The organism is Streptomyces sp. NPDC002838 (assembly GCF_040295365.1).
Lineage (GTDB): Bacteria > Actinomycetota > Actinomycetes > Streptomycetales > Streptomycetaceae > Streptomyces.
In genome coordinates this window covers 263,995-286,181 of record NZ_JBEOVF010000003.1, presented here as the reverse complement: position 1 = coordinate 286,181, position 22,187 = coordinate 263,995, and the positions used below count along the sequence as shown (strand labels likewise).

23 protein-coding genes and 1 pseudogene are annotated in these 22,187 nt (G+C 70.9%); 11 read left to right on the top strand and 13 right to left on the bottom strand.

The window, feature by feature from the left end; genetic code table 11:
* Window positions 1–153 precede the first annotated feature (153 nt).
* Window positions 154–2,121: a DUF8823 domain-containing protein gene (locus tag ABT063_RS06285; protein ID WP_351056011.1), complete on the top strand. Its 1,968-nt coding sequence runs from the start codon at window positions 154–156 to the stop codon at window positions 2,119–2,121.
* A 4-nt stretch (window positions 2,122–2,125) separates the two neighbouring features.
* Here ABT063_RS06285 and ABT063_RS06280 read toward each other — a convergent pair whose 3' ends face one another.
* On the bottom strand, window positions 2,126–2,965 hold the full coding sequence (locus ABT063_RS06280) for a hypothetical protein (protein WP_351056010.1): 840 nt from the start codon (window positions 2,963–2,965) through the stop codon (window positions 2,126–2,128).
* 77 nt (window positions 2,966–3,042) lie between these two features.
* On the opposite strand from ABT063_RS06280, the gene ABT063_RS06275 reads away from it, so the two are divergent.
* Both ABT063_RS06275 and ABT063_RS06270 read left to right on the top strand, forming a co-directional pair.
* Window positions 3,043–3,828, top strand: a complete 786-nt coding sequence (locus ABT063_RS06275; RefSeq protein WP_351056009.1) for an SDR family oxidoreductase — start codon at window positions 3,043–3,045, stop codon at window positions 3,826–3,828.
* Window positions 3,829–3,989: 161 nt separating this feature from the next.
* Entirely contained in the window at window positions 3,990–5,564 is a 1,575-nt protein-coding gene (locus tag ABT063_RS06270; RefSeq protein WP_351056008.1) for a sodium:solute symporter family protein, read from the top strand.
* A gap of 162 nt (window positions 5,565–5,726) precedes the next feature.
* On the opposite strand, the gene ABT063_RS06265 is transcribed toward ABT063_RS06270, so the two are convergent.
* Entirely contained in the window at window positions 5,727–6,086 is a 360-nt protein-coding gene (locus ABT063_RS06265; protein WP_351056007.1) for a hypothetical protein, read from the bottom strand.
* A gap of 147 nt (window positions 6,087–6,233) precedes the next feature.
* Between ABT063_RS06265 and ABT063_RS06260 the strand changes: the two genes are divergently transcribed.
* A complete protein-coding gene (locus ABT063_RS06260; RefSeq protein ID WP_351056006.1) occupies window positions 6,234–6,596 on the top strand; it encodes a WD40/YVTN/BNR-like repeat-containing protein in 363 nt (120 codons plus the stop codon).
* A 34-nt stretch (window positions 6,597–6,630) separates the two neighbouring features.
* Here the strand turns inward: ABT063_RS06260 and ABT063_RS06255 are convergent, their stop codons facing one another.
* Window positions 6,631–7,749: an ADP-ribosylglycohydrolase family protein gene (locus ABT063_RS06255; RefSeq protein ID WP_351056005.1), complete on the bottom strand. Its 1,119-nt coding sequence runs from the start codon at window positions 7,747–7,749 to the stop codon at window positions 6,631–6,633.
* A gap of 148 nt (window positions 7,750–7,897) precedes the next feature.
* A complete protein-coding gene (locus ABT063_RS06250; RefSeq protein WP_351056004.1) occupies window positions 7,898–8,071 on the bottom strand; it encodes a hypothetical protein in 174 nt (57 codons plus the stop codon).
* Between the two features lie 359 nt (window positions 8,072–8,430).
* Here ABT063_RS06250 and ABT063_RS06245 point away from each other — a divergent pair, with 359 nt between their 5' ends.
* Window positions 8,431–8,937 carry a DUF2165 domain-containing protein gene (locus tag ABT063_RS06245; RefSeq protein ID WP_351056003.1) on the top strand — a complete coding sequence of 169 codons (507 nt, stop codon included), beginning with the start codon at window positions 8,431–8,433 and terminating at the stop codon, window positions 8,935–8,937.
* Here the strand turns inward: ABT063_RS06245 and ABT063_RS06240 are convergent.
* From ABT063_RS06240 to ABT063_RS06230, 3 genes are all read right to left on the bottom strand, one after another.
* The gene (locus ABT063_RS06240) at window positions 8,930–9,493 is read right to left on the bottom strand and encodes a hypothetical protein (protein WP_351056002.1); all 564 of its coding nucleotides are present in this window, start codon (window positions 9,491–9,493) and stop codon (window positions 8,930–8,932) included. The genes ABT063_RS06245 and ABT063_RS06240 overlap by 8 nt on opposite strands.
* Before the next feature lie 106 nt (window positions 9,494–9,599).
* Window positions 9,600–12,185 (bottom strand): bifunctional FO biosynthesis protein CofGH, encoded by a 2,586-nt coding sequence (locus ABT063_RS06235; RefSeq protein ID WP_351056001.1) that lies wholly within the window; start codon window positions 12,183–12,185, stop codon window positions 9,600–9,602.
* A gap of 69 nt (window positions 12,186–12,254) precedes the next feature.
* A complete protein-coding gene (locus ABT063_RS06230; protein WP_351056000.1) occupies window positions 12,255–13,121 on the bottom strand; it encodes an LLM class F420-dependent oxidoreductase in 867 nt (288 codons plus the stop codon).
* A 62-nt stretch (window positions 13,122–13,183) separates the two neighbouring features.
* Here ABT063_RS06230 and ABT063_RS06225 point away from each other — a divergent pair, with 62 nt between their 5' ends.
* Entirely contained in the window at window positions 13,184–14,710 is a 1,527-nt protein-coding gene (locus ABT063_RS06225; RefSeq protein WP_351055999.1) for a CehA/McbA family metallohydrolase, read from the top strand.
* 22 nt (window positions 14,711–14,732) lie between these two features.
* Here ABT063_RS06225 and ABT063_RS06220 read toward each other — a convergent pair whose 3' ends face one another.
* The 5 genes from ABT063_RS06220 to ABT063_RS06200 all read right to left on the bottom strand — a co-directional run bounded on the left by ABT063_RS06220 (window position 14,733) and on the right by ABT063_RS06200 (window position 18,508).
* Window positions 14,733–15,320, bottom strand: a complete 588-nt coding sequence (locus ABT063_RS06220) for a hypothetical protein (RefSeq protein ID WP_351055998.1) — start codon at window positions 15,318–15,320, stop codon at window positions 14,733–14,735.
* 13 nt (window positions 15,321–15,333) lie between these two features.
* Window positions 15,334–15,858: a protease inhibitor I42 family protein gene (locus tag ABT063_RS06215; protein ID WP_351055997.1), complete on the bottom strand. Its 525-nt coding sequence runs from the start codon at window positions 15,856–15,858 to the stop codon at window positions 15,334–15,336.
* A 32-nt stretch (window positions 15,859–15,890) separates the two neighbouring features.
* A complete protein-coding gene (locus tag ABT063_RS06210; protein ID WP_351055996.1) occupies window positions 15,891–16,283 on the bottom strand; it encodes a type VII secretion target in 393 nt (130 codons plus the stop codon).
* A 134-nt stretch (window positions 16,284–16,417) separates the two neighbouring features.
* Window positions 16,418–18,007 (bottom strand): cysteine peptidase family C39 domain-containing protein, encoded by a 1,590-nt coding sequence (locus tag ABT063_RS06205; RefSeq protein ID WP_351055995.1) that lies wholly within the window; start codon window positions 18,005–18,007, stop codon window positions 16,418–16,420.
* 120 nt (window positions 18,008–18,127) lie between these two features.
* Window positions 18,128–18,508: a TetR family transcriptional regulator C-terminal domain-containing protein gene (locus ABT063_RS06200; protein ID WP_351055994.1), complete on the bottom strand. Its 381-nt coding sequence runs from the start codon at window positions 18,506–18,508 to the stop codon at window positions 18,128–18,130.
* A gap of 941 nt (window positions 18,509–19,449) precedes the next feature.
* Between ABT063_RS06200 and ABT063_RS06195 the strand changes: the two are divergent.
* The 3 genes and pseudogenes from ABT063_RS06195 to ABT063_RS06185 all read left to right on the top strand — a co-directional run bounded on the left by ABT063_RS06195 (window position 19,450) and on the right by ABT063_RS06185 (window position 20,809).
* Window positions 19,450–20,224 (top strand): annotated as a pseudogene (locus tag ABT063_RS06195) (helix-turn-helix domain-containing protein).
* Window positions 20,225–20,234: 10 nt separating this feature from the next.
* A complete protein-coding gene (locus ABT063_RS06190; protein WP_351055993.1) occupies window positions 20,235–20,414 on the top strand; it encodes a DUF397 domain-containing protein in 180 nt (59 codons plus the stop codon).
* On the top strand, window positions 20,414–20,809 hold the full coding sequence (locus ABT063_RS06185; RefSeq protein WP_351055992.1) for a nitroreductase/quinone reductase family protein: 396 nt from the start codon (window positions 20,414–20,416) through the stop codon (window positions 20,807–20,809). Before ABT063_RS06190 ends, ABT063_RS06185 begins: the two co-directional genes overlap by 1 nt.
* A gap of 16 nt (window positions 20,810–20,825) precedes the next feature.
* On the opposite strand, the gene ABT063_RS06180 is transcribed toward ABT063_RS06185, so the two are convergent.
* The gene (locus tag ABT063_RS06180) at window positions 20,826–20,948 is read right to left on the bottom strand and encodes an alpha/beta fold hydrolase (RefSeq protein WP_351055991.1); all 123 of its coding nucleotides are present in this window, start codon (window positions 20,946–20,948) and stop codon (window positions 20,826–20,828) included.
* 212 nt (window positions 20,949–21,160) lie between these two features.
* Here ABT063_RS06180 and ABT063_RS06175 point away from each other — a divergent pair, with 212 nt between their 5' ends.
* Window positions 21,161–21,772 carry a TetR/AcrR family transcriptional regulator gene (locus ABT063_RS06175; protein WP_351055990.1) on the top strand — a complete coding sequence of 204 codons (612 nt, stop codon included), beginning with the start codon at window positions 21,161–21,163 and terminating at the stop codon, window positions 21,770–21,772.
* On the top strand, window positions 21,769–22,179 hold the full coding sequence (locus tag ABT063_RS06170; RefSeq protein WP_351055989.1) for a DUF6069 family protein: 411 nt from the start codon (window positions 21,769–21,771) through the stop codon (window positions 22,177–22,179). The genes ABT063_RS06175 and ABT063_RS06170 overlap by 4 nt, the downstream gene beginning before the upstream one ends.
* Window positions 22,180–22,187: the final 8 nt, after the last annotated feature.

The window sequence follows — 22,187 nt, the reverse complement described above, 5'->3', positions numbered from 1 at the left end:
CCACGCCCCGCCGACCGGAACCCGCCCGGGTTCCGGTCGGCGGGGTGCGTGCTAGCGTCACGAAACAGGGCAGAAACGGGGCGGGTCGCTCACGGGACGCGACCGGGAACAGTACGAGAACAGAAGACGGGACACCACGGGGAGTGCCTTCAGGTGGCCACTGCGGAGCCGACACGCGCCGACGACACCGATCCGGGCCCGGGAACCGGCCCGCGAATACACGTGTCCGCACGTGACACCGAGGACCGCGAGAGACCCTCCGCGGCCAACACCGCAGAGGCCTCCGAGTCCGCCAGGCCCTCCGAGTCCGCCAGGCCCTCGGAATCCGCCACGGCACCGCAGTCCGCCGAGGCACCGAAGCCCGCTCCGTCACGGGAATCCGTCAAGCCCTCGCTCAGGACCGCCGTCCTGGCCCTGCGCGAGCGCCTGCTGCGGCACCCCGTCCTGTCCGTCACCGTCCTCTCGGGCGTGCTCCACGTCGTCTGGTTCTTCACGTTCGCCAACAGCGGCGGCGACCTCGCGGCGCAGGACGCGTGGGCCGAGTTCGTCGGCCGGCACCCGGACTCGGCGTACAACCTCGCCTGGTACGGCGGCATGCACCCGGTGTCGTACAGCGTGGTGTCGCCGTATCTGATGTCGGTCCTCGGCGTCCGTACGACGATGATGATCGCGGGGACGCTCTCCGCCGGGCTGCTGACGATGCTCCTCATCCGCAGCCGATCGGTGCAGAACCCGCTGTGGGCGTCGCTGGCGGGCGTGTTCGCGTTCCTGTGCAACGCGGCGTCCGGACGGGTGACGTTCGGCCTCGGCACGATGTTCGCGCTGGGCGCGGTCGCCGTCGTCTTCTGCTGGCCGTACCGCTGGCGCTACAAACGCTGGGCCAAAGCCCTGTGCGCGGCCCCGCTCGCCGCGCTCGCCACCATGGCGTCCCCCGTCGCGGGCCTGTTCGTGGGCCTGGTGGCGGTGGCGCTGTTCCTGCAGAAACGGCGGCCGGGCGCCTGGGCACTGGGCATCGCACCCTCGGCCGTCGTCGCCGTGTCCGCCTGGCTGTTCCCGTTCTCCGGCACCCAGCCGATGAAGATCGGCTCGGTGATCCTCCCGCTGGCGTACGCGCTCCTGGTCCTCTTCCTCGTCCCGAAGGAGTGGAAGACGGTCCGGATCACGTCCGGGGTGTACGCCGTCGGAATCGTCCTGGTCTGGCTGGTCAGCTCCCAGATCGGGTCCAACATCTCGCGCCTGGCGATGCTGTTCGCGGGGGTGGCCCTGGCGGCCGCGCTGCCGTTCGCGGTGCCGCGCACCCGCAAGTGGTACGCGATCGTGCTGGCCTTCGCCGGCTTCACCGCCTGGATCGGCTTCAAGTCGGTCGACGACATCGTCCACACCACCCCGGCCGCCTCCTGGGCGCGCGAGCTGGCACCGCTCGTCAACGAACTCCAGGAGGTCGGCGCCGAGAAGGGCCGCGTGGAGGTCGTACCGGCCCGCTCCCACCGCGAGGCCTCCGCCCTCGCCCCGTACGTCAACCTGGCCCGCGGCTGGAACCGCCAGGCCGACATGGAGCGCAACCCCCTCTTCTACGACGACACGCTCAACTCGGCGAACTACCACGAATGGCTCAAGCGCTGGGCCGTGCACTACGTGGTCCTGCCGAAGGACGAGCCGGACGGCGACGGGGGCGAGCGCGAGCGGGAGCTGGTGCAGCGGGGCATGCCGTATCTGAAGCAGATCTGGGGCGACGCCAACTGGCAGCTGTTCCGGGTGATCGACCCGACGCCGCTCGCCGAGCCGAACACCGTCGTCGACCGTGCGGAACAGGGCGAGATGACGATGCGGGTGAAGCGGGCGGGCCGGATCCTCATCCGGATCCCGTACTCGCCGTGGCTGAGCATCGTCGACGCCGAGGGCAACAAGCTGAAGCCGCCCCAGGAGACGGCGGCGTCCAAGGACCGTTCCGACGACACGCCGAAGTCGTACGACAACCTCAACGGCTGCCTGATGGAGACGGAGGAGGACGCCGACGGCGACCGCTGGACCATGCTGCTCGCGCCGAAGGCGGGGACGTACCGGCTGGCGGCGCCGTACACGGTCCCGCGCGGTACGCCCTGCCCGGACGAGCTGAAGTAGCCGGTCAGCGCAGCTGGTCGACGTACTTGTCGGTGCCCGGGACGGTGGGGACGAAGGGGGCCAGCAGCTCCACCCTCCCCAGCCCGGCCTCGGTGACCGCCGTGTCCAGGCCGGTGAAGTACGGCTCCCAGCACTCCCGCGGGTCCGCCTCCAGGAACCACAGCAGGGTCAGCCGGGTGTCGACGCCCTCCACCTGCTGGACGTACGACATGCGGTCGCCGGGCAGCGGGGTGGGCCGGAAGACGGTCACCATCGCGGACGGGGAGCCGGTCACACGCTTCGGGAGGTGGCGGGAGACGAGCCACTCCAGCAGCTCGGCGCGCTGTCCGGGCGAGTCGGTGTCGACGACCTGGAGGACCAGGCCCGCGTAGGGGTGGTCGAGGGCGTGGAAGTCGCGGGGCCCGGCCGCGCCGTCCCGGTACACGGTCGCCTCGTGGTCCTGGAACGCGGTGAAGACGTGCGTACGGTCCCGGTAGACGCGGCCGTCGCGGTTGAGGCGCTTGTTGATGCCGACGGTCCAGCGCATGTGGTCGTCGTAGCGGCCGTCGGTGATCCAGTACGTCGAGAGGTAGCACCCGGCGGTGACCGGCTCGGCGATCGCCGACTTCTCGGGCCGGCGCAGGAGTTGCAGGTCCCGGGTGGCCACCCAGCGGCGGCCGGCGTACATCCAGGGCATGGCCATCGCGCCGGCGTAGTAGTGGTCGTCCTCGTACCAGCGGTTGTAGGCGTACTCGTGGCCCGGGTGCGGCTCGACCATGGTGATGAGCGCGTGGCCGGGGCGGACGCCGTACGGGCCTACGGCGGCCAGTTCGGCGTAGGTCTCGCTGCGGGTGTCTTCGGACATGGGAGCTTCCCTCCTCCTGCGGTCGCCCCTACTCTGACGCTCCGTCAGATAAAGCGCCAGAGCCGGGGAGGTCACCGATGTCACTGCTCACGGGCAAGACCGTCGTTGTGTCGGGAGTCGGCGCCGGCCTCGGTCACCAGGTCGCGGCGGCCGTCGTACGGGACGGCGGGAACGCGGTGCTCGGGGCGCGGACGGAGGCGAACCTCGCCAAGAGCGTGGCCGAGATCGATCCGGACGGGGCGCACACGGCGTACCGGGCGACCGACGTCACGGACGAGGGGCAGTGCGAGGCGCTGGCGGCGCTGGCGCGGGAGCGGTTCGGGCGGATCGACGCGGTCGTCCATGTGGCCGCCCGGGACAGCTACTTCGGCGGCCTGGAGGACGCCGACTTCGCGACCTGGCAGTCGGTGATCGACGTGAACCTGCTGGGGACGCTGCGGATGACCCGGGCCTGCCTGCCGGGGCTGAGGGAACGCGGCGGCTCGGTGGTCTTCATCGGGACGCAGTCGGCGGTGGCGGCCCCCTCGCAGGTACGGCAGGCGGCGTACGCGGCCTCGAAGGGGGCCCTGACCAGCGCGATGTACTCCCTGGCGCGGGAGCTCGGGCCGGACCGCATCCGCGTCAACACGGTGCTGCCGGGCTGGATGTGGGGTCCGCCGGTGCGGGCGTACGTCCAGTTCACGGCGCAGACGGAAGGGGTAGGGGAGGACGAGGTGCTGCGGCGGCTGACCGACCGGGTGGCCCTGCCGGAGCTGGCCTCGGACGCGGATGTGGCGGACACGGCGGTGTTCCTGGCCTCGGACCGGGCGCGGGCGATCACGGGGCAGTCGTTGCTGGTGAACGCCGGGGAGCTGATGCGCTGACCTGATCGTTTTCAGCCAACTCTTGGTTCACGTACATAAACTCAGACCATAGAGTCGAACATTTTTACGCGCTCTTGACCTTCCCCTTGCTTGCCGTGGGCATGCCGTCCCACTCAGAGTTCACATGCCTGACCCTGGCGGCGGACCCTGGAAGGGGGCCCATGAACAGTCTCGACTGGGCCGTGCTCATCGGCTACTTCGGCGTGATGGTCGCAATCGGCGTGTGGTCGCACAAGCGTGTGGACAACGTCAGCGACTTCTTCACCGCCGGAGGCAAGATGCCCTGGTGGCTCTCCGGCATCTCGCACCACATGTCGGGCTACAGCGCGGTGATGTTCACCGGCTACGCGGGCATCGCCTACACCTACGGCGTCACCTCCTTCGTCACCTGGTCGTTCCCGATCGCGCTCGGCATCGCGATCGGCTCGAAGCTGTTCGCCCCGCGCATCAACCGGCTGCGGTCCCGACTCCACGTGGCCTCCCCGCTGGAGTATCTGAAGAGCCGTTACGACCTGAAGACCCAGCAGGCGCTGGCCTGGTCCGGCATGCTGCTGAAGATCGTGGACGTGGGTGCGAAGTGGGCCGCGATCGCGACCCTGCTGTCCGTCTTCACCGGTATCTCCCTGAACCAGGGCATCCTCATCACCGGCACCATCACGGCGATCTACTGCACGATCGGCGGCCTGTGGGCGGACGCGCTGACGGAGCTGGGCCAGTTCGTCATCCAACTCCTCGCCGGCGTCGCGATGTTCGTCGCCGTGGTGCTGGAACTCGGCGACAGGGGCATCGGATTCATCGACGCGTGGGACCAGCCGGCGCTGCAGGGCCACGAGAAACCGCTGGTCGCCGACTACGGTGCGGTGTTCCTGCTGGCCTTCCTCTTCATCAAGCTCTTCGAGTACAACGGCGGCATGCTCAACCAGGCCCAGCGCTACATGGCGACGTCCAGCCCCCGTGAGGCGGCGCGTTCGGCCCGGCTGTCGGCGGTGCTGTGGCTCGTCTGGCCCCTGGTCCTGTTCTACCCCATGTGGATGTCGCCGCTGCTGGTGGAGGCGCAGAAGCCGGACGGCTCGGACTCCTACGGCCTGATGACCGAACAGCTCCTCCCGCACGGCCTGTTGGGCCTGGTCATCGTCGGCTTCTTCTCCCACACCATGGCCATGTGCTCCTCCGACGCCAACGCCATCGCGGCCGTCTTCACCCGGGACGTCGCCCCGGTGATGTCGGCGAGGGCACGGGCGTGGAGCCAGCGGACGGGACTGGTCGCGGCCCGGATCGCGACGGTCGTCTTCCTCGGCCTGTCCATGGCGGCGGCCACGCAGGTCAACTCGCCCACCTTCAAGGACATCATCACGGTCGTCATCAAGTGGGTGGCCGGCCTCATGGGCCCGATGGCCATCCCGATGATGCTGGGCCTGCTGCGCCCGTTCCGCCGCTCCGGCCCGACCGCGGCGCTCGTCAGCTGGTCCATGGGCCTGTTCGCCTTCTGGCTGGTCAACTACCCCATCGACTGGAACGTCGAGGGCGGCGTCCCGCTCCAGTACCAGGTGTCGATCCCGCTGGCCGTCTCGCTGATCCTCTACGTCCTCGTCGGCTACCTGAGGCCGGAGGACACCCCGGAACGCCTCGCGATCATCGAGAAGATCAACACGGACGACGACGGAACGGCCGCGGCGGCGATCCCGAGGCCGGCGGATCCGATGGACGACGTGATGCGGGCGCCGGTGAAGGACTGACGCGGCGCGCGCTGCTCGGCGCGGCCGTCGGCAAACCTGAGGTTTCCTCAACTCCCTTGGACCGGCTCCCATCCCCCCACGGAGCGTGCGGGCGGCGGTAGTCGCCGCCTGCGCCCTGATCCTGGTGGCGGGCCGCGCCGACGCGGCGTCGCCCGCCACCCCTCACGACCACCCCAGACCCGGTCCGGTCAGCCCCACGGCGGACACCGTGGCCGGCGCCCTGGTCGCGAACGACGCCGGGGGCGACCCCGGCGGTGACGACGACGGCGGCACCGACCGGGACGATCCGACCGCCGCCTTCGCCCAGCAGGCCCGCATGAAGACGGCCCCCGGCGCCGCGGTCGCGCCCGGCGCGCTGGTCGACGCCCGTACCCACGCCGGTCGGCTGCCGACCGTACCGACCTCGTGGTCCGAGGTCACGAACGTCCCGCTCCGGCCGGAGGACAAGCAGTACGCCGACCCCGTCGCGTCGAACTTCGGCGCCGGATTCGGCCTGAACGGCGGCCGCGTCTCCTCGCTCACCGTCGACGGGCACACGGTGCACCAGGGCGCGGCGGGCGGCGGCCTGTGGCGCTCGGACGACGACGGACGGCACTGGCGGCCCCTGTCGGACCACCAGCAGACCCTCGCCATGGGCGCCCTCGCCGTGAACCCCGCCGACCACTCCCTGTGGATCGGCACCGGCGAGCCCAGCAACTCCGGCGACTCCTACACCGGCCTCGGCATTCCGGCGCGGGCGAGGGCCACGTCTTCGAGAGCACCGACGGCGGCACCACCTGGACCGACCGCACGGGCGACCTGCCCGACGCGCCGGTCGGGGCGCTCACCCTCTGGCACGGCCACGTGGTCGTCGGCACGGACGTCGGCGTCTTCGCCGCGGCGCCCACCACCAACGGCGGCTACACCTGGTACCGGCTCGGCGGGGCCCTGCCCAACGCCGGGATCGTGTCCCTGGACGTCTCGCCGGACGGGGGGCGGCTGTTGGTGGCGACGCACGGGCGGGGGCTGTGGTCGGCGGTGGCGCCGCTGTGATCGGCGGAGCGCTGAGCCGGGGCCTCAGGGCCGCCTAGGCACCCCTCGGATATCTGGCCAGCCAAGCAGGGGACGATCCCGCCGGGCCGTGCAGCGCGGGCCCCTGGGTCATCTCCATCGCGAAGTCGTCGGCCAGTTCCAGCAGCGTGGGGCGTCCCTCCAGCTCGGCCAGCCAGGCCGGGGGGAGGGCCGTTTCGCCGTGCAGGGCGCCCAGGAGCCCACCGGTCAGGGCGCCGGCAGTCGCCGAAGGCCCGTCGTGATTCACGGCGAGACACAGCCCATGCCGTACGTCCTCCCCCACCAGCGCGCAGTACACGGCGGCCGCCAGCAGCCCGTCCGCCGACCCGTCCGCCGCCAGCTCCTCCACCCGCGCCGGGGTGGGCATCCCCTGCCGTACGGCACCCAGCGCGTGCTGCAACGCGTCGGACACGGGCTCGTGCCCGGGCCTGGCGGCGAGCAGCGCGAGCGCCCGCTGCACGGCCGTGTCGAGGCTCTCGCCACAGGCCAGACCGTGCACGATCACGGCGTACGCGCCCGCCGACAGGTAGGCGATGGGGTGGCCGTGGGTCTGCGCCGCGCACTCCACGGCGAGCTGGACGACCAGCTGCGGCTCCCACCCCACGAGCAGCCCGAAGGGCGCGGAACGGGCGGTGGCCTCGGGCCCGAGCTCGGTGGGGTTCTTGGGCGACTCCAGCGTGCCCATGTTCTCGTCCCCGAACCCGATGAGCAGCGACCGGGCCGGATCCCGCCGGGCATACAGCCACTCCTCCCGAGCGAGCCACCCGTCGTCCTTCCGCCGCTCATCGGGCCCCCAGTCGCGCTGGGTGGCCGCCCACCGCAGATACGCCCGGTGCAGATCGGTCGGCGGATGCCAGGCGCCGGTGTCCCGTCGCACCTGGGCGCGTATCAGCCCGTCCACGGTGAACAGGGTGAGCTGCGTAAGGTGGGTGATCGCGCCGCGCCTGCCGTACCCGAAGGCCGGGTCGACGAGGCCTTCGGGACCGTACTCCTGCCGGATCTCCTCCAGCCCGAGCTCGTCGACAGGCGCCCCCAGGGCATCCCCGACGGCCACCCCGAGCAACGTCCCCCGCACCCTGCTCCGAAAGTCCTGCTGCTCGGCACGCCCCCAGACGGCCCCGGCTGTCGCACCCACCAAGACCTCCCACGGCGACCGTCCGTACGTACGACAGCTCAGCACTGTAATCGAACGGGGACGGGGCGTTCAGGGGGTGCATCGATATGCCGGGTGTGAGGGGAGTGGCTCGGATTGGTCAGAGGTGATCCCGGATGGTTCCGGTCCGTCACAGCCCTGTCTTCACCTCAACGGGCTCCGCGTCGGTGGTGACCACGGCTCCATCGACCGCGTCCTCGGTGTTTCCCTTGTCGCCCTCTTCACGCTGCTTCGCCAGAGCGAGTTCTCTGGCCAGCTTTTCCGAGTGCAGCCTCATTTCTGCCTCTTTCCGGAAATCGAACACCGTTGCCTCCTTTAGCTTTGACCTGCAGGGATCGAGATCTCTTTACCTGGAGATTACCCGAGGGCCGGCAGTCAGGTCACGATCGAATTACGAACGCACACAGGTCATTCGCCTATTGTTTACCGTCAGTTGCGTACGAGCGGCGGCGGCAGAGAAACGCGCCATGCGTCGGTGTCCCGTCGCACCTGGGCGCGGTGTACGCGTCCACTCACCACCCCAAAGACACCGAGTAGCTCCTCAAGTTCGCCCGGACCCCGGCCCGTTCGCCCCCCGGCCCACGAATCCCGGCCGCCCGTCATTCTGGCTCAATGCGTACGAGGCGTACCGAGACACCGCCTCGTGCAGGGAAAATGGCCGCCATGGCCACAACAACCTCACGCAGCGCCTTCCACCTCACCGCCACCCTCCTCACCGCCACCGTCGCCCTCTACATGACCCTCGTCGCCTTCGGAAACATCACGGACTTCGGCACCAACCAGCAGTTCGTCAGACACGTTCTCGCCATGGATACGACGTTCAAGGACGACGACCTGATGTGGCGGGCCATCACCAGCAAGGGGGTGCAGGACGCGGCGTACGTCGCCATCATCGTGTGGGAGACCGTCGCCGCGCTCGTGCTCCTCTACGGGACCTGGCTGTGGGCCCGGCGCGACCACGACGGGGCCCGCCGTATCTCCACTTACGGCCTGCTCATGGTCATGCTGCTGTTCGGCGCCGGGTTCATCGCCATCGGTGGTGAGTGGTTCGCGATGTGGCAGTCCGGGGACTGGAACGGGCTGGACGCGGCGACGCGGGCGTTCCTGTTCAGTGGCGTCGTCCTGGTCGCCGTACACCTGCCCATGAAGCGGACCGACTCGACTACTTGACCACCACGACCGTCGTCCCCGTCTCGCCGAAGGTCCACAGCGCCGAACCGTCCGCCTTGCCCATGCGGATGCCGCTGGTCCGGATCCCCTGGGCGGGCGGGGGCGACGAGCCGTCCACCGCGTTCGAGAAGGCGATCGACAGGCCGGACTTGGCGGCGAAGTACAGGATGTGCTCGATCTCCACGCCGTCGGAGCCCGTGGTGGCCTCCGTGCGCTGGGAGATCGTGTAGGTGCCGGGGTCGGGGCTCACCGTCCCCGGCCACACCGTGAACGTACGGCGGGAGGCGTCGCTGGCGTCGACCAGCCACACCCGCTTCTGCCCGAGGGAGTACACGACGCGCCGCCCGGTGCCGGAGCCGTCCGGCACCACGGCGGGGGCCTCGGACTTCGTGGGTGTGGGCTGCGCGCCCGCCGACGCCGACGCGCTCGGCCGGGGCGGCGTGGCGGTCGGGTGCGCGCCCTTGTCGGCCTGTACGGCCAGGGCGGCGACCGCCACGACCGCGCCCGCCGTCAGGCCGGTCACCCAGACCCACGAGGGAAGCCGTCGGGCAGGCACGGGTACGCATCTCCTCAGCTACGGGACCCCTCCATCAGGGGTCCGATCATCGTACTGTGAACGTGCGTGTGGCCTTGCGCCAACCGGCCCCCGCCCCGGCTCGCCCTCAGTCCAACACCGGCAACAGCTCCGGCAGATGCCCGTCCGACACGGCCGCCGCCCGCTGCCGTTCCTCAGGCACTTCGCCGTACAGCGTCGTACGCGGACGTGCGGGGCGGCCCGCCGCCTCCGCCACCGCGATCAGGTCCTTGACCGACTTGTACGAGCCGTACGACGAGCCCGCCATCCGGGAGATCGTCTCCTCCATCAGCGTGCCGCCGAGGTCGTTGGCCCCGGAGCGCAGCATCTCCGCCGCGCCCTCCGTGCCCAGCTTCACCCAGCTGGTCTGAATGTTGGGGATGTGCGGGTGGAGGAGGAGCCGCGCCATCGCCGTGACCGCCCGGTTGTCCCGCGTCGTCGGGCCGGGGCGCGCGATTCCCGCCAGGTACACGGGCGCGTTCGTGTGGATGAACGGCAGTGTCACGAACTCCGTGAAGCCGCCGGTCCGTTGCTGGATCCCGGCGAGGGTCCGCAGGTGCCCGAGCCAGTGCCTCGGCTGGTCCACATGCCCGTACATCATCGTCGACGACGAGCGGATGCCCAGCTCGTGCGCCGTCGTGATCACCTCGATCCAGGTCGCCGTGGGCAGCTTGCCCTTGGTCAGGATCCAGCGGACCTCGTCGTCGAGGATCTCGGCCGCCGTCCCCGGGATCGAGTCCAGCCCCGCCTCCTTCGCCGCCGTCAGCCACTCGCGGATGGACATCCCGGTGCGCGTCGCGCCGTTGACGACCTCCATCGGCGAGAACGCGTGCACATGCATCCCCGGCACACGCTCCTTCACCGCGCGCGCGATGTCGAAGTACGCCGTCCCCGGCAGGTCCGGATGGATGCCGCCCTGCATGCACACCTCGACCGCGCCCACCTCCCACGCCTGCTGCGCCCGGTCGGCCACCTGGTCCAGCGACAGCGTGTACGCGTCCGCGTCGGTCCGGCGCTGCGCGAACGCGCAGAAGCGGCAGCCGGTGTAGCAGACGTTGGTGAAGTTGATGTTCCGCGTGACGATGTACGTGACGTCGTCGCCGACCATCGACCTGCGTACGTCGTCCGCGATGCGCGTGAGTGCGTCCAGGGCGGGGCCGTCGGCGTGCAGGAGCGCCAGCGCCTCGTCGTCGGTGAGGCGCGTCGGGTCGTCGGCCGCCGTCGCCAGCGCCTGCCGTACGTCCGTGTCGATGCGCTCCGGCGCCATGCCGGGGGCTGCCGCCTCGCGCAGGGCGCCCCAGTCGCCGTACACCTCGTCGAAGTCGTCGCGGCGGTCGGAGGTACGGCCGTCGGTGTCGATGGTGCGGTGCAGGTCCGTACGGCCGGAGGGCTGGAAGGCCTCGTCCGGTTCCTGCCACGGGTGGCCCTCGACGGTCGCGTCCGGGCGGGCCAGGCCCGTCTCCGGGTCCGCCAGCGCCCGTACGTGCGGACGCAGCCGCGGGTCGAGCCACGGCTCGCCGCGCTGGACGAACTCGGGGTACACGCACAGACGTTCCCGCAGCTCGAAACCGGCCGCGCGGGACTTCTCCGCCAGCTCCTCGATCTGCGGCCAGGGCCGCTCCGGATTGACGTGGTCGATGGTGAGCGGCGACACCCCGCCCCAGTCGTCGATACCGGCGCGGATGAGGCGCTCGTACTCGGAGTCGACGAGGTTGGGCGGCGCCTGGAGACAGGCGGCAGGCCCCATGATGTGCCGGGCGACGGCCACCGTGGCGACCAGCTCGTCGAGTTCCGCGTCCGGCATGCCGCGCATCGCGGTGTCCGGCTTGGCGCGGAAGTTCTGGATGATCAGTTCCTGGATGCCGTGGTACGACCGTGACACGCGCCGGAGTGCGAAGAGGGACTCGGCCCGCTCCTCGTACGTCTCGCCGATCCCGATGAGCAGGCCGGAGGTGAAGGGGACGGAGGAACGGCCGGCGTCCTCCAGGACGCGCAGACGTACGGCCGGCTCCTTGTCCGGGGAGCCGTGGTGCGGGCCGCCGGGCTCGGACCACAGGCGGGTCGCCGTCGTCTCCAGCATCATGCCCATGCTCGGCGCGACGGGCTTGAGCCGCTGGAAGTCGGTCCAGGTCATCACCCCGGGGTTGAGGTGCGGCAGCAGGCCCGTCTCCTCCAGGATCCGGATGGAGATGGCACGGACGTACGCGATGGTGTCGTCGTAACCGTGCGCGTCGAGCCATTCCCGGGCCTCGGGCCAGCGCTCCTCCGGCTTGTCGCCGAGGGTGATCAGGGCTTCCTTGCAGCCGAGGGCGGCGCCGCGGCGGGCGATGTCCAGGACCTCGTCGGGGGACATGAACATCCCGTGCCCTGCGCGGCGCAGCTTGCCGGGGACGGTGACGAAAGTGCAGTAGTGGCATTTGTCCCGGCACAGCCGGGTGAGGGGAATGAAGACGCTCTTCGAGTACGTGATGACGCCGGGGCGGCCCGCCGCGTCGAGGCCCGCGTCCCGCACCCGGGCGGCGGAGGCGGTGAGGTCGTCGAGGTGCTCGCCGCGGGCTTGTAGCAGAACCGCCGTTTCTGTCACATCCAGGGCGACGCCGTCCCGGGCGCGTTTGAGGGCGCGACGCATGGAGTTCTCGGTGGGGCCGGTTCCGGAGGTCGCGGAAGTCGTCATCCTTCGAGCATACGAGCGAGGTGATCAGCCCCGGCAGGCGCCGCCCGATTCGTCCCCCGGGGCCGGTCGTTACACGGTGCCACGAGCATCGGCGACATAGGGGGCATAACCGTCAAGCGCCTTCAGCACCTCCGCCTCCCCCGCCGGCGGCAACTGCACCACGACCTCCTCGATGCCGAGTTCGGCGTAGTGCGCGAGCTTGCCGGGGCTGGGGTGGACGGCGTACGGGACGACCCGCAACGCCTCGGGGTCGCGACCGGCGTCCGTCCACGCGGCGCGCAGGGCAGGCAGCGACTCCGACAACCCACGCCCGCCGATGGGCAGCCACCCGTCGGCGTACTCGCAGATGTGCGCGAACAGCTTCGGCCCGGCCGCCCCGCCGACGAGCGTGCGCGGGCCGGCGACCGGCCCGCGCGGCTTCTGTACGGGTTTGGGGTGGGCGAAGCTGGCCCGGACGCCCCCGAACTCGCCTTCGTAGGAGGTCGGTTCCTCGCTCCACAGGGCGCGCATCAGCGCCATCCGGTCCCGGACGAGCTCGCGCCGCGTACGCCACTCGACGCCGTGGTCGGCGGCCTCCTCCACGTTCCAGCCGAAGCCGACGCCGAGCGTGACGCGCCCGCCGGAGAGGTGGTCCAGGGTCGCGGCCTGCTTGGCGAGGTCGATCGGGTCGTGCTGGGCGACCAGCGTGATGCCGGTACCGAGGCCGAGCCGCTCGGTGACGGCGGCCGCCTGGCCGAGCGCGACGAACGGGTCGAGGGTACGGCCGTATTCGCGGGGCAGTTCGCCGCCCGCCGGGTAGGGGCTGGTCCGCTCGACGGGGATGTGCGTGTGCTCGGGCAGATACAGCCCGGCGAATCCACGCTGCTCCAGCTCACGGGCGAGCCGGGTCGGGGTGATCGTCTCGTCGGTGAGGAAGACCGTCACGGAGATACGCATGGCTCATCTGTACCCGGCCGCGCCCGATCTGTCCATACCGACTGGTCGGCATCTTATCGAGCATGTGTGACGACAACGAGGTCCACCACGGCATCGGAAGACGCGCGCTGTTCGTGACGGGAGCCGCCGCCGCGCTTACGTTGGGAAGCGTGAGCTTCGCTTCAGCGGCCGGGGCGGCCGACGGGGACCAGGAGACGCGGACGCTCCGCGGCACCCTGCCCACCGGCTCCCCCGACTTCGTGTACGTACCCGTCGAGGTCCCCTCCGGCGTACGGGAGATCAAGGTCGCGTACACCTACGACCGCCCGTCCGTCCCGACCGGCACGCCCGGCAACGCCCTCGACATCGGCATCTTCGACGAACGCGGCACCGAGCTGGGCGGGAAGGGCTTTCGTGGCTGGTCGGGAGGCGCCCGGACCGAATTCTTCCTCCGCGCGGACGACGCGACGCCGGGCTACATCCCGGGCCCGGTGCGCGAAGGCACCTGGCACATCGCGCTCGGCCCGTACACGGTCTCCCCGCAGGGCCTGTCGTACGAGATCACCATCACACTCACCTACGGCGAGCAGGGCGAGGCCGTACGGCCGACCTACCCACCCTCGCGTGCGAAGGGCAGGGGCCGCGCCTGGTACCGAGGGGACTGCCATCTGCACTCCTGGTACTCCGACGGCCGCCGCACCCCGGCGGAGATCGGGGCGCTGGCCCGAGCCGCCGGGCTGGACTTCATCAACACCTCGGAGCACAACACGCACGCGGCGCACGCCCACTGGGCGGACGTGGCGGGCGACGACCTGCTGGTCATGCTGGGCGAGGAGGTCACGACGCGCAACGGCCATGTGGTGGCGCTGGGCACGGACCCGGGCACCTTCGTCGACTGGCGCTACCGGGCCCGCGACAACCGCTTCGGCCGCTTCGCCCGCCAGATCCGCCGTGCCGGGGGTCTCGTCGTCCCCGCCCACCCGCACGCCACCTGCATCGGCTGCAACTGGAAGTTCGGCTTCGGGGAGGCGGACGCGGTCGAGGTGTGGAACGGGCCCTACACGCCGGACGACGAGGTGGCGCTGGCGGACTGGGACGGCATGCTGGTGGCGTCGGTGCGGGACGGCGGCCGCGACTGGATCCCGGCGATGGGCAACAGTGACGCACACCGGGCTCCGGACCGGGTCGGCTCCCCGCAGACGGTCGTCCTGGCCGACGACCTGACGCGGGAGGCGATCCAGGAGGGCATCCGCGCCGGACGGTCGTACGTCGCCGAGTCGAAGAACGTGTCCCTGTCCTTCACCGCATCCGGCGGGCGGGGCGAACAGGCGGGCATCGGGGGGCGATTGGACGTCGCCCGCGACACCCCGGTCACCGTCCGCCTCGAGGTCACCGGCGCCCCGCGCTGCACGGTCCGCTTCGTCACCGACCAGGGCGTGCTGTTCACCAGCGCGCCGCTGCCGGTGGCGGGGTCGGGGGTGGTCGAGTGGCGTACGACGCCCTCCTACGCGGCGTACGTCCGTGCGGAGTTGCGGCACGAGACGGCGGTGGGCCCGCTGCCGGGGGCGTTGGCGGCCTTCACCAACCCCATCTTCCTGGGGCGCTCGTAGGCCACCGGGCGCGCCTCATCGGTCAGCGACGCGCGGCGCGCGCCCTCGTCAGGTGCTTCACCTCGATGATCGTCGCGACGGCTCCCAGCCAGCGGGCCGCCGCCTCGTCGGCGGGGGCGCCGCCCGCTAGTGCCCCGCCAGGCAGCGTTTGCCCCTCAAGGAGCGGCGTCCGGTGTGTGCTCTCGGCGTGCCGGCCGGAAGACGTCGTCCGCCCGAAGGGCCTGGACGTACTTGGGCTTTCGGCCGGTGCGGCGAGAGGGCGTGCCGGGCGTCGCGACGGGGCGAACGTTGCCTGTTGGGGCACTAGCTGCGTGGCGGCCTCCAGCCAGTCGCGTACGACCGCTGCCGCCTCGGGGCGCGGCAACGGCTCGGGCAGCTCGACGGCGTACGCCACGCCCCCGGCCCGGACCACCTCGGCGAGGAAGGCCACCGAGCGCGGCTGGGTGCCGAGGCGGTCGAGGATCACGGCGGCGGCCGCGGCGCCGTCGCCGAAGAGGGCGGTGCGGCGGGGGCCGGGGGCGGCGGTGAGGCCGTAGCGCAGGAGCACGGTGACGTCGAACTCGGCCAGTTCGTCGTCGGTGTGGGACGGATGGTCGGAGGTCGTGTTCATCGCGGGCCTCGGCTCAGCTGACGGTGACGGTGTAGGTGACCCGCTCGGGGTCGGACGGGGTGGCGGACACGCTCGGCGACGGCGTCCCCGTCCCCGTGTCCGTCTCCGGTGAGGCCGTGCCGCCGCCGTCGCCCTCGCAGGTGGTGGCGAACGTGCAGTGCATCAGCACGATCTCGGTGCTGCCCTTGCCGGTGGCCTCGAAGGTGAAGGTGAGTCTGCTGCCGGCGCCGGGCACCGGCTCGTCGCCGGAGTCCGACTCGCTCTTCTGGCCTCGGCTGCGGACCACCGAGGTGTCGGGCTCGGGGTCGCCCAGGTACCAGTGCTCGCGGGTGGAGGCGTTCTCCTCGACGGTGAGTGTGAAGCGCTCGCCGACCTCGGCGGAGATGCTGCTGTCCTGGGTGGGGTGGCTGGTGGGCGTGCCGGGCTTTTCGGGCTCGCCGGTGCCCGATCCGCACCCCGTGGCGAGGGCGAGGAGCGCGACCGCGGTGACCACCGCCCTACTCCGGGAGATGAACGCCGTACGCATCGTTGAGTTCACTGTTCGCTCTTCGCTCTTCGCTTCCTTGTCCCTCAGTACTGGGACAGCACCGAGGGCCGCTCGGCGAAGGTCGGCATCGTGGTCATCTCGCTGTCGGCCACGCTCACGCCGCTGACCCGGGTCTCGACGAGGCTGTCGCTGCCGGAGTACGCCCCCTTGGCGAGGTGCACCTTGTCGGCGAGCTCGTGCAGCGCGTCCTCGATCGTGCGGGCCTCCGCCGCCCAGGCCGCGGCGTAGGAGTTGAACGCCTCCGCGGAGTCGGCGCCGCCCAGCGTGTCCGTCGCGTAGCAGGCCCTGGAGTCGATCGCGGCGCGGATCTTCCCCGCGTCGTCGCCCGCGCCGTTCAGCTCTTTCGCCTGGCCGGTGAGCCCGCTCTTCCGTACCGAGAAGTCCCGCGCGGACGTGGAGTCCTGTGCGGAAGCCATCGTCATCCCCCCGTATCCCCGTATCCCCGTTGATCACGTCGGCGGGAGGCTAACACGCGGCGGTGGCGCGGATATCCGCCGCTCACACGCCCCGCACGCGGCTCCCACACCATCCCCGCGCATGCCCCTACGCCCTACTGCGGGACGTAGACGCTGTACGCGTCGTCGAGTTCACCGTTCGAGGCCTTGCCCATGTCGCCGTTGATGAAGTCGTCCTCGCTGACCCAGGTGGTGGTGCCCCAGGGGTTGTAGATCTGGAGCATGTCGCCCTCCTGGCCGATGATGGTCATCGCGTGGGCGCCGGTGTCGCTCTTGACGTCGACCGGGACCGGCTTCCCTTCCGCGACCGCCTTCTCCACCTCGGTCAGAACCTGCCTGCGCTCGTCGGCGCTGTTCATGTCGTGGCGCTGGTAGTCGTCGCCGGTGGCGCCGCCGATGGCGTCGTCGGCGATACGTTCCTGCCCCTCGGGGCCCATGCCGGTCCAGTTCTCGCCGCCGTCGCCCTCCGTGTGCAGCCGGTGCTGTTCCTCCACCAGGCGCTGCCGGAAGGCGTCGGGGTCGTCCTCCTGCCCGCTGGGTCCGCCGGTGAGTTCGAGGGCGTAGAGGGGGTCGACCATGGCACGCGCGGTGACGGTGGACGAGGCCACGCAGGTGCCCTCCGAACCGTCGCCCCCCTGGACCCATTTCTGGCCGTTGAACACCTGGTCGTCGGTGTTGACGCTGGACCCGTTGGGGTTCGTCCCCTCGTCGTTCAGGCTGTCGCCCTCGGTGGTGATCGGCGACAGGTGCCGCTGCAGCCACGCCGGGTCCTTGCCCTGGATCTTGAAGGCGAACTCGTCGATCTCGTCGACGCTGCGGCCCGCGGCGAGGGCCTTCATGAGATACGCCTTTTCCTGTGGGGAGGACGCGTTCGCCATGAGCAGTTCCATCCGGGCCCGGTCGGCCGACGGGAGGTTCTCCATGGCCCGGCCCGAGCGCTCCAGCTCATTGGCACTGAGGATCTCGTTGTACTCGGCCTCGCCCTTCACACCGCCGGCGTCGGCGAGCATGAGACGGTCGACCGGGGACAGCTCGTCGGTGTCCATCTTCCCGGCACGTGCCTCGGCCGCCCACTTGTTCAGGTCCCGGGCCGCGACGCGGCGGGCCTCGCCGGCGGCGAGGACGGCCTTGCGCATCAGACCGACTCCGTAGGAGGCGTCGTGGGCGGCGTTCTTCCGGTCCCACTCCTCCTCGTCGTTCTCGCGCAGTTCGTCGAAGAAGCCCTCGCGGTCGCTGCCCATCGCCTCCAGCGCCTGCTTCAGCTTCCCCCGGCCTTCGCTGTCCTGGCTCTGGGCCTCCGTGATCGCGTCGGCCAGGACGATCAGCGCTCTGAAACCGCCCTCGAACGCCTCCGCCATGTCCGACACGGCCCGCGCCGCGGCACCCACCGCGTCCGAGGCGAGGACACTCGTGTCGCCGACCCACACCTCCGGCAGCCCCTTGCGGGCCACCCTCTCCACCCGGTCGTGCAAGCTCATGGCGTCGTCGAGCTGGTCGCGGTACCGCCTGCCCAGCGATTCCAGCGTCCCCGGATCACCCTCCGGCCGGGGCTCCGCGGACGCCTGCCCGATCAGATCCAGCAGCTCGTTCTTGCTCCCGGCCGCCAGCATCCGCTCGCTGAGCCCCGCCAGCCGCTCGGCACGCTCGGTCGCGGACTCGTTGACCCGCCGCAAGACTCCTGACATCGCCGGCCCCGTTCCCCCGTCATGATCATGCCCGCGGGACGCTAACACGGCGCCGAGCGCACACGTCTGAAGATCACACTCCGCCCACACGGCTCCCACAGCATCCCCGTGAGGGCGCCGTCAGGCCGGCATGTCGGGCTGTAGAAAGCGCTGAAGGATCAGGCGCAGGGTAGGGAGCTGAGCGGCAGGACTGAAGGATGGATCGGTGGCGGCACTGGTGTAGAGCGCGGCGATGAGAGCCATGACCCACGCCGCGGTGTCGTCCACGTCCAGTCCAGGATCGATCTGCCCTGCCGCGGCCGCGTTCCGCAGCAGGGTGGTGACGGTGGCCCGCTCCTCGTCCTGCTCACGGCTCAGCAGTGCTTCGAGTTCGGGGTCGCGGTAGGCCTGGATCATCGCCTCCATGACGAGGGCGGGGACCAGCGGCTCCGTGGCCGGTGCGGCGAGAAGGTCCACGGTGTCGAGGAGGGCGGCCCACGGATCGTCGGCGAAATGTTCCAAGCGGGTGAGACAAAATCGCAGGTGAGGACGGAGTGGTCTGGAACAAATCCTCCAATTACCGCCTCGCCACCCACCACCAGCCGCAAGCCGCCAAACCGACCCGGCGTGCAGGCGAGACGCGACCGCGCCCGCCAACCCCGGCCAGGGGCCTCGCGTGTACACGACGGTGATCGCCTCGGCCGAGAAACGGGCGAGGGGTGTCGTGTACGTGTATTCCACGGACGGAAGCCGCAAACCGGGGATCTCGCGACCCACCGCCGGGTCGTGGCCGATGGCCGCGAGTGCCTCCCGGACGACTTCCCGCTCCCCCGTCAGGTCGCCGAACGCCTTCCTGGCGGGCTCAGCCGCCTCCAACGGGACTTCGTTCACGTGCCGCCGCCTCCGACGCGCGCTTCTTCCAGGGCCGCCATGATCTCGGGTGAGTTCCTGATCAGGATCCGGTGCCGGTAGGCCCGGACGACAGCGGCGGCGCCCGCGAAGTCGTTGGTGGGGGGAGGCTCCTATGGCGGCCACCAGCTCCTCCTCGAACCGTTCCCGGTCGCCCGGGAAGCCGTAGCGGCTGAGCGCGCTGCGCAGGTCTTCCACGGTCCGGATTTCCGGGAGGGGCCGCGTCCAGTGAGGGTGCGGGGGCATCCCGATCCGAGAAACCGGGTGGGACCTGCGGGTCCGTGTCCCATACGGCCACGCGGAGCCGGCCGGGCTCGGCCGAGCGGAGGCGGAGGGCGTACGGGCCCTTGGTGTGGCGGTGCGAGTGGGTCAGCAGCTCGGCCGCCGGCAGTTCCGCGGTGGGGGTGAGCTCGGGCATCTCGTGTGCGGCCAGAATCAGTCTGAGGGCGCCCCGCGCGATGCCCGGTGCGCGTGGATCGTGCGGGAGGTGCAGGGTGTAGTTCCAGGACGGGGATACGGTGGCCATGGAACACGCGTCCAGGAGGAGTTCGCACATGCCCGCCAGACCCCCTCTGACGGCCCGCCGCCTCCGGCTCGCCGTGGAGCTGCGCAAGTTGCGCGAGCGCGCGGGCATGACGGCGACCGAGGCCGCGCGCACGCTCGGCACGAGCCAGGGACAGCTCAGCAACGTGGAGTCGGGCCGCTTCGGGGTGAGCCCGGAGCGAGTCAGAGCGCTGGCCCGCATCTACTCCTGCCCGGACCAGGGATTCGTCGAGGCCCTGGTCGGCATGGCGACCGACAAGACGTTCGGCTGGTGGGAGTCGTACCGCGAGGTGCTGCCGTCCGGGCTCCTCGACCTCGCCGAACTGGAACACCACGCCACCGCCGTGCGCACCGCGTACACGTCTCACATGCCGGGCCTGCTCCAGACCGCCGATCACGCGCGTGAGATCTTCCGGCACGTCATCCCCGCGCCCACACCGCCCGAGGTCGAGCACCGCGCTTCGCACCGGATCAAGCGGCAGGGGGTGCTGTACGGGTCCCACCCGACTCCGTACAGCACCGTCGTACACGAGGCGGCCCTGCACATGGGCGTCGGCGGCCGGAGCGTGACTCGCGCCCAGTTGCAGCATCCAGTCCATCAACTACCTGTACGGTCCCGTTCCGCAGCTCGACACCGCGCAACTCGACCAGTTCCACGGTCCGGTCCTGCTTGATGCCGAGGCCCTCCTGCAGAAGTACCGGAACCTCCTCGACATCGTGGAAGCCACCGCCCTCAGCCCCGAGAAATCCCGGGATCTGATCCACACCATCGCCCAGAACCTGTAAGGGAGCCGACATGTCCTGGCACCACTGGCAGAAGTCGTCCTATTGCCAGGAAGGCGACGCCTGCGTCCACATATCCGCCGCCCACGAATCCGTCCACGTCACCGAAAGCGCCGACGCCACCCAAACCGTCCTCACCACCACCCCCGTCGCCTTCGGCGCCCTGCTCGACACGCTCAAAGCGTCGAAATGATGTCCCGCCAATCCGAGACGAAGTACCGGGCGGTCGCGGCCTTCCAGCGCCGAATCGGCAACCCGGTCCTGCGCCGCCTCCCGACCCAGACCCTCCTGGAGACCACCGGCCGCACCTCCGGCCTGCCGCGCCGCACGCCGGTGGGTGGACGCCGGGTCGGGAAATCCTTCTGGCTGGTCTCCGAGTTCGGCGAACGGTCCCAGTACGTCCGCAACATCAAGGCCGACGCGAGAGTCCGGGTCCGCATCCGGGGCCGCTGGCACACCGGAACGGCCCGCCTCCTCCCCGACGACGACCCCGTCGCCCGCCTGCGCAGCCTGCCCCGGCTCAACAGCGCGGCGGTGCGGGTGCTGGGGGCGGGGCTGCTGACGGTGCGAGTGGATCTGGAGGAGTAACGGAGGGCAGGCCCTGTCAGATCGCCCGCGCACACACCTCCAGCACCAGCTCCCGTACGGCCTCCGGCGCCCGCAGCGTCGGCAGGTGGTCGCAGTCCGGCAGGCGTACGAGGCTGCAGCCGGGGATCGCTTCGGCCATGGCCTCGTTGCAGCGGACCGTGCGGGGCAGGCAGGTCCATGTCCCCAGCCGTGGCCAACTCACCGACCTTCGCGGTCAGTCCAGACCCCCGGATGTACTGGCCGACGGCTTCACGACCGCCATCGCTGAGGGCGGGTCACGTCGTATGCCCTTGAGCGGAGTGAGGACTCACTCATTGACGGAGTGAGTCCTCACTCCGTACTCTCGTGGTCATGACAGCACCTAAGGAGAACCAGACCACCCGCCGCCGCGCCCCCGGCATGTCGCCGGAGCAGCGCCGCAAAATGATCATCCAGACCGCGATCCCGCTGATCGCCGAGTACGGTGCCGCGGTGACGACCGCGAAGATCGCCCGCGCCGCGGGCATCGGCGAGGGAACGATCTTCCGGGTCTTCGCCGACAAGGACGAGCTGCTGCAGGCCTGCATGGCCGAGGCGCTCTCCCCCGAGCAGGCGGTCCGCGAGCTCGACGCGATCGACGTATCCCAGCCGCTGCCCGACCGGCTCGCGGAGGCGGCCGAGGCGCTGCAGGCGCACATGTCCAGGATGGGCGCGATCGCCGGCTCGCTGGGGCATCGCGGCGGCAAGCACCCCGGCACGGTGCGCGGCGCGGGCCGCGACGAGTCGACGACCCGTATCCACGCGGCCCTCGCGGAGCTGCTGGAGCCCGACAAGGCCGCGCTGCGCCGGCCGCCGGAGCAGATCGCGGCCCTCTTCTTCGGGCTGCTCTTCACCCAGCCGCGTACGGAGGACGAGCCCGACCTGACCCCGCAGGAGCTGGTGGAGGTCTTCCTGCACGGGGCGCTCTCGGGGGGCGCCAAGTGAGCGCGCGGAGAAGGCGCCTGGGGGTTACGGCCCTGGCCGTCCTGGCCCCCGTCCTGGTGTGGCTGGTCGCGGACCCACTGCTGGGGCACCGGCTGCGGATCGCCGACGGCGAGCAGACGCTCGACATCGGCGCCGTGCCCGTGGCGGTCGTCGCACTGCTCGCGTCGCTCTCCGGCTGGGGACTGCTGGCCGCCCTGGAGCGGTTCGGGGCGCGGCGCGCCCGCGCCATCTGGACCGGGGTGGCCGGCGCCGCACTGGCCGTGTCCTTCCTGCCGCTCATCGGCGACGGCATGGACGGCGGCACCCGGGTCTCCCTCGTTCTGATGCACCTGGCGGTGGCGGCGGTACTGATCCCGGGGCTGGGCGGCAGGTCCCCCGGGGCGGGAGCCGGTGCCGCTAGAGCGTAATCGCCAGC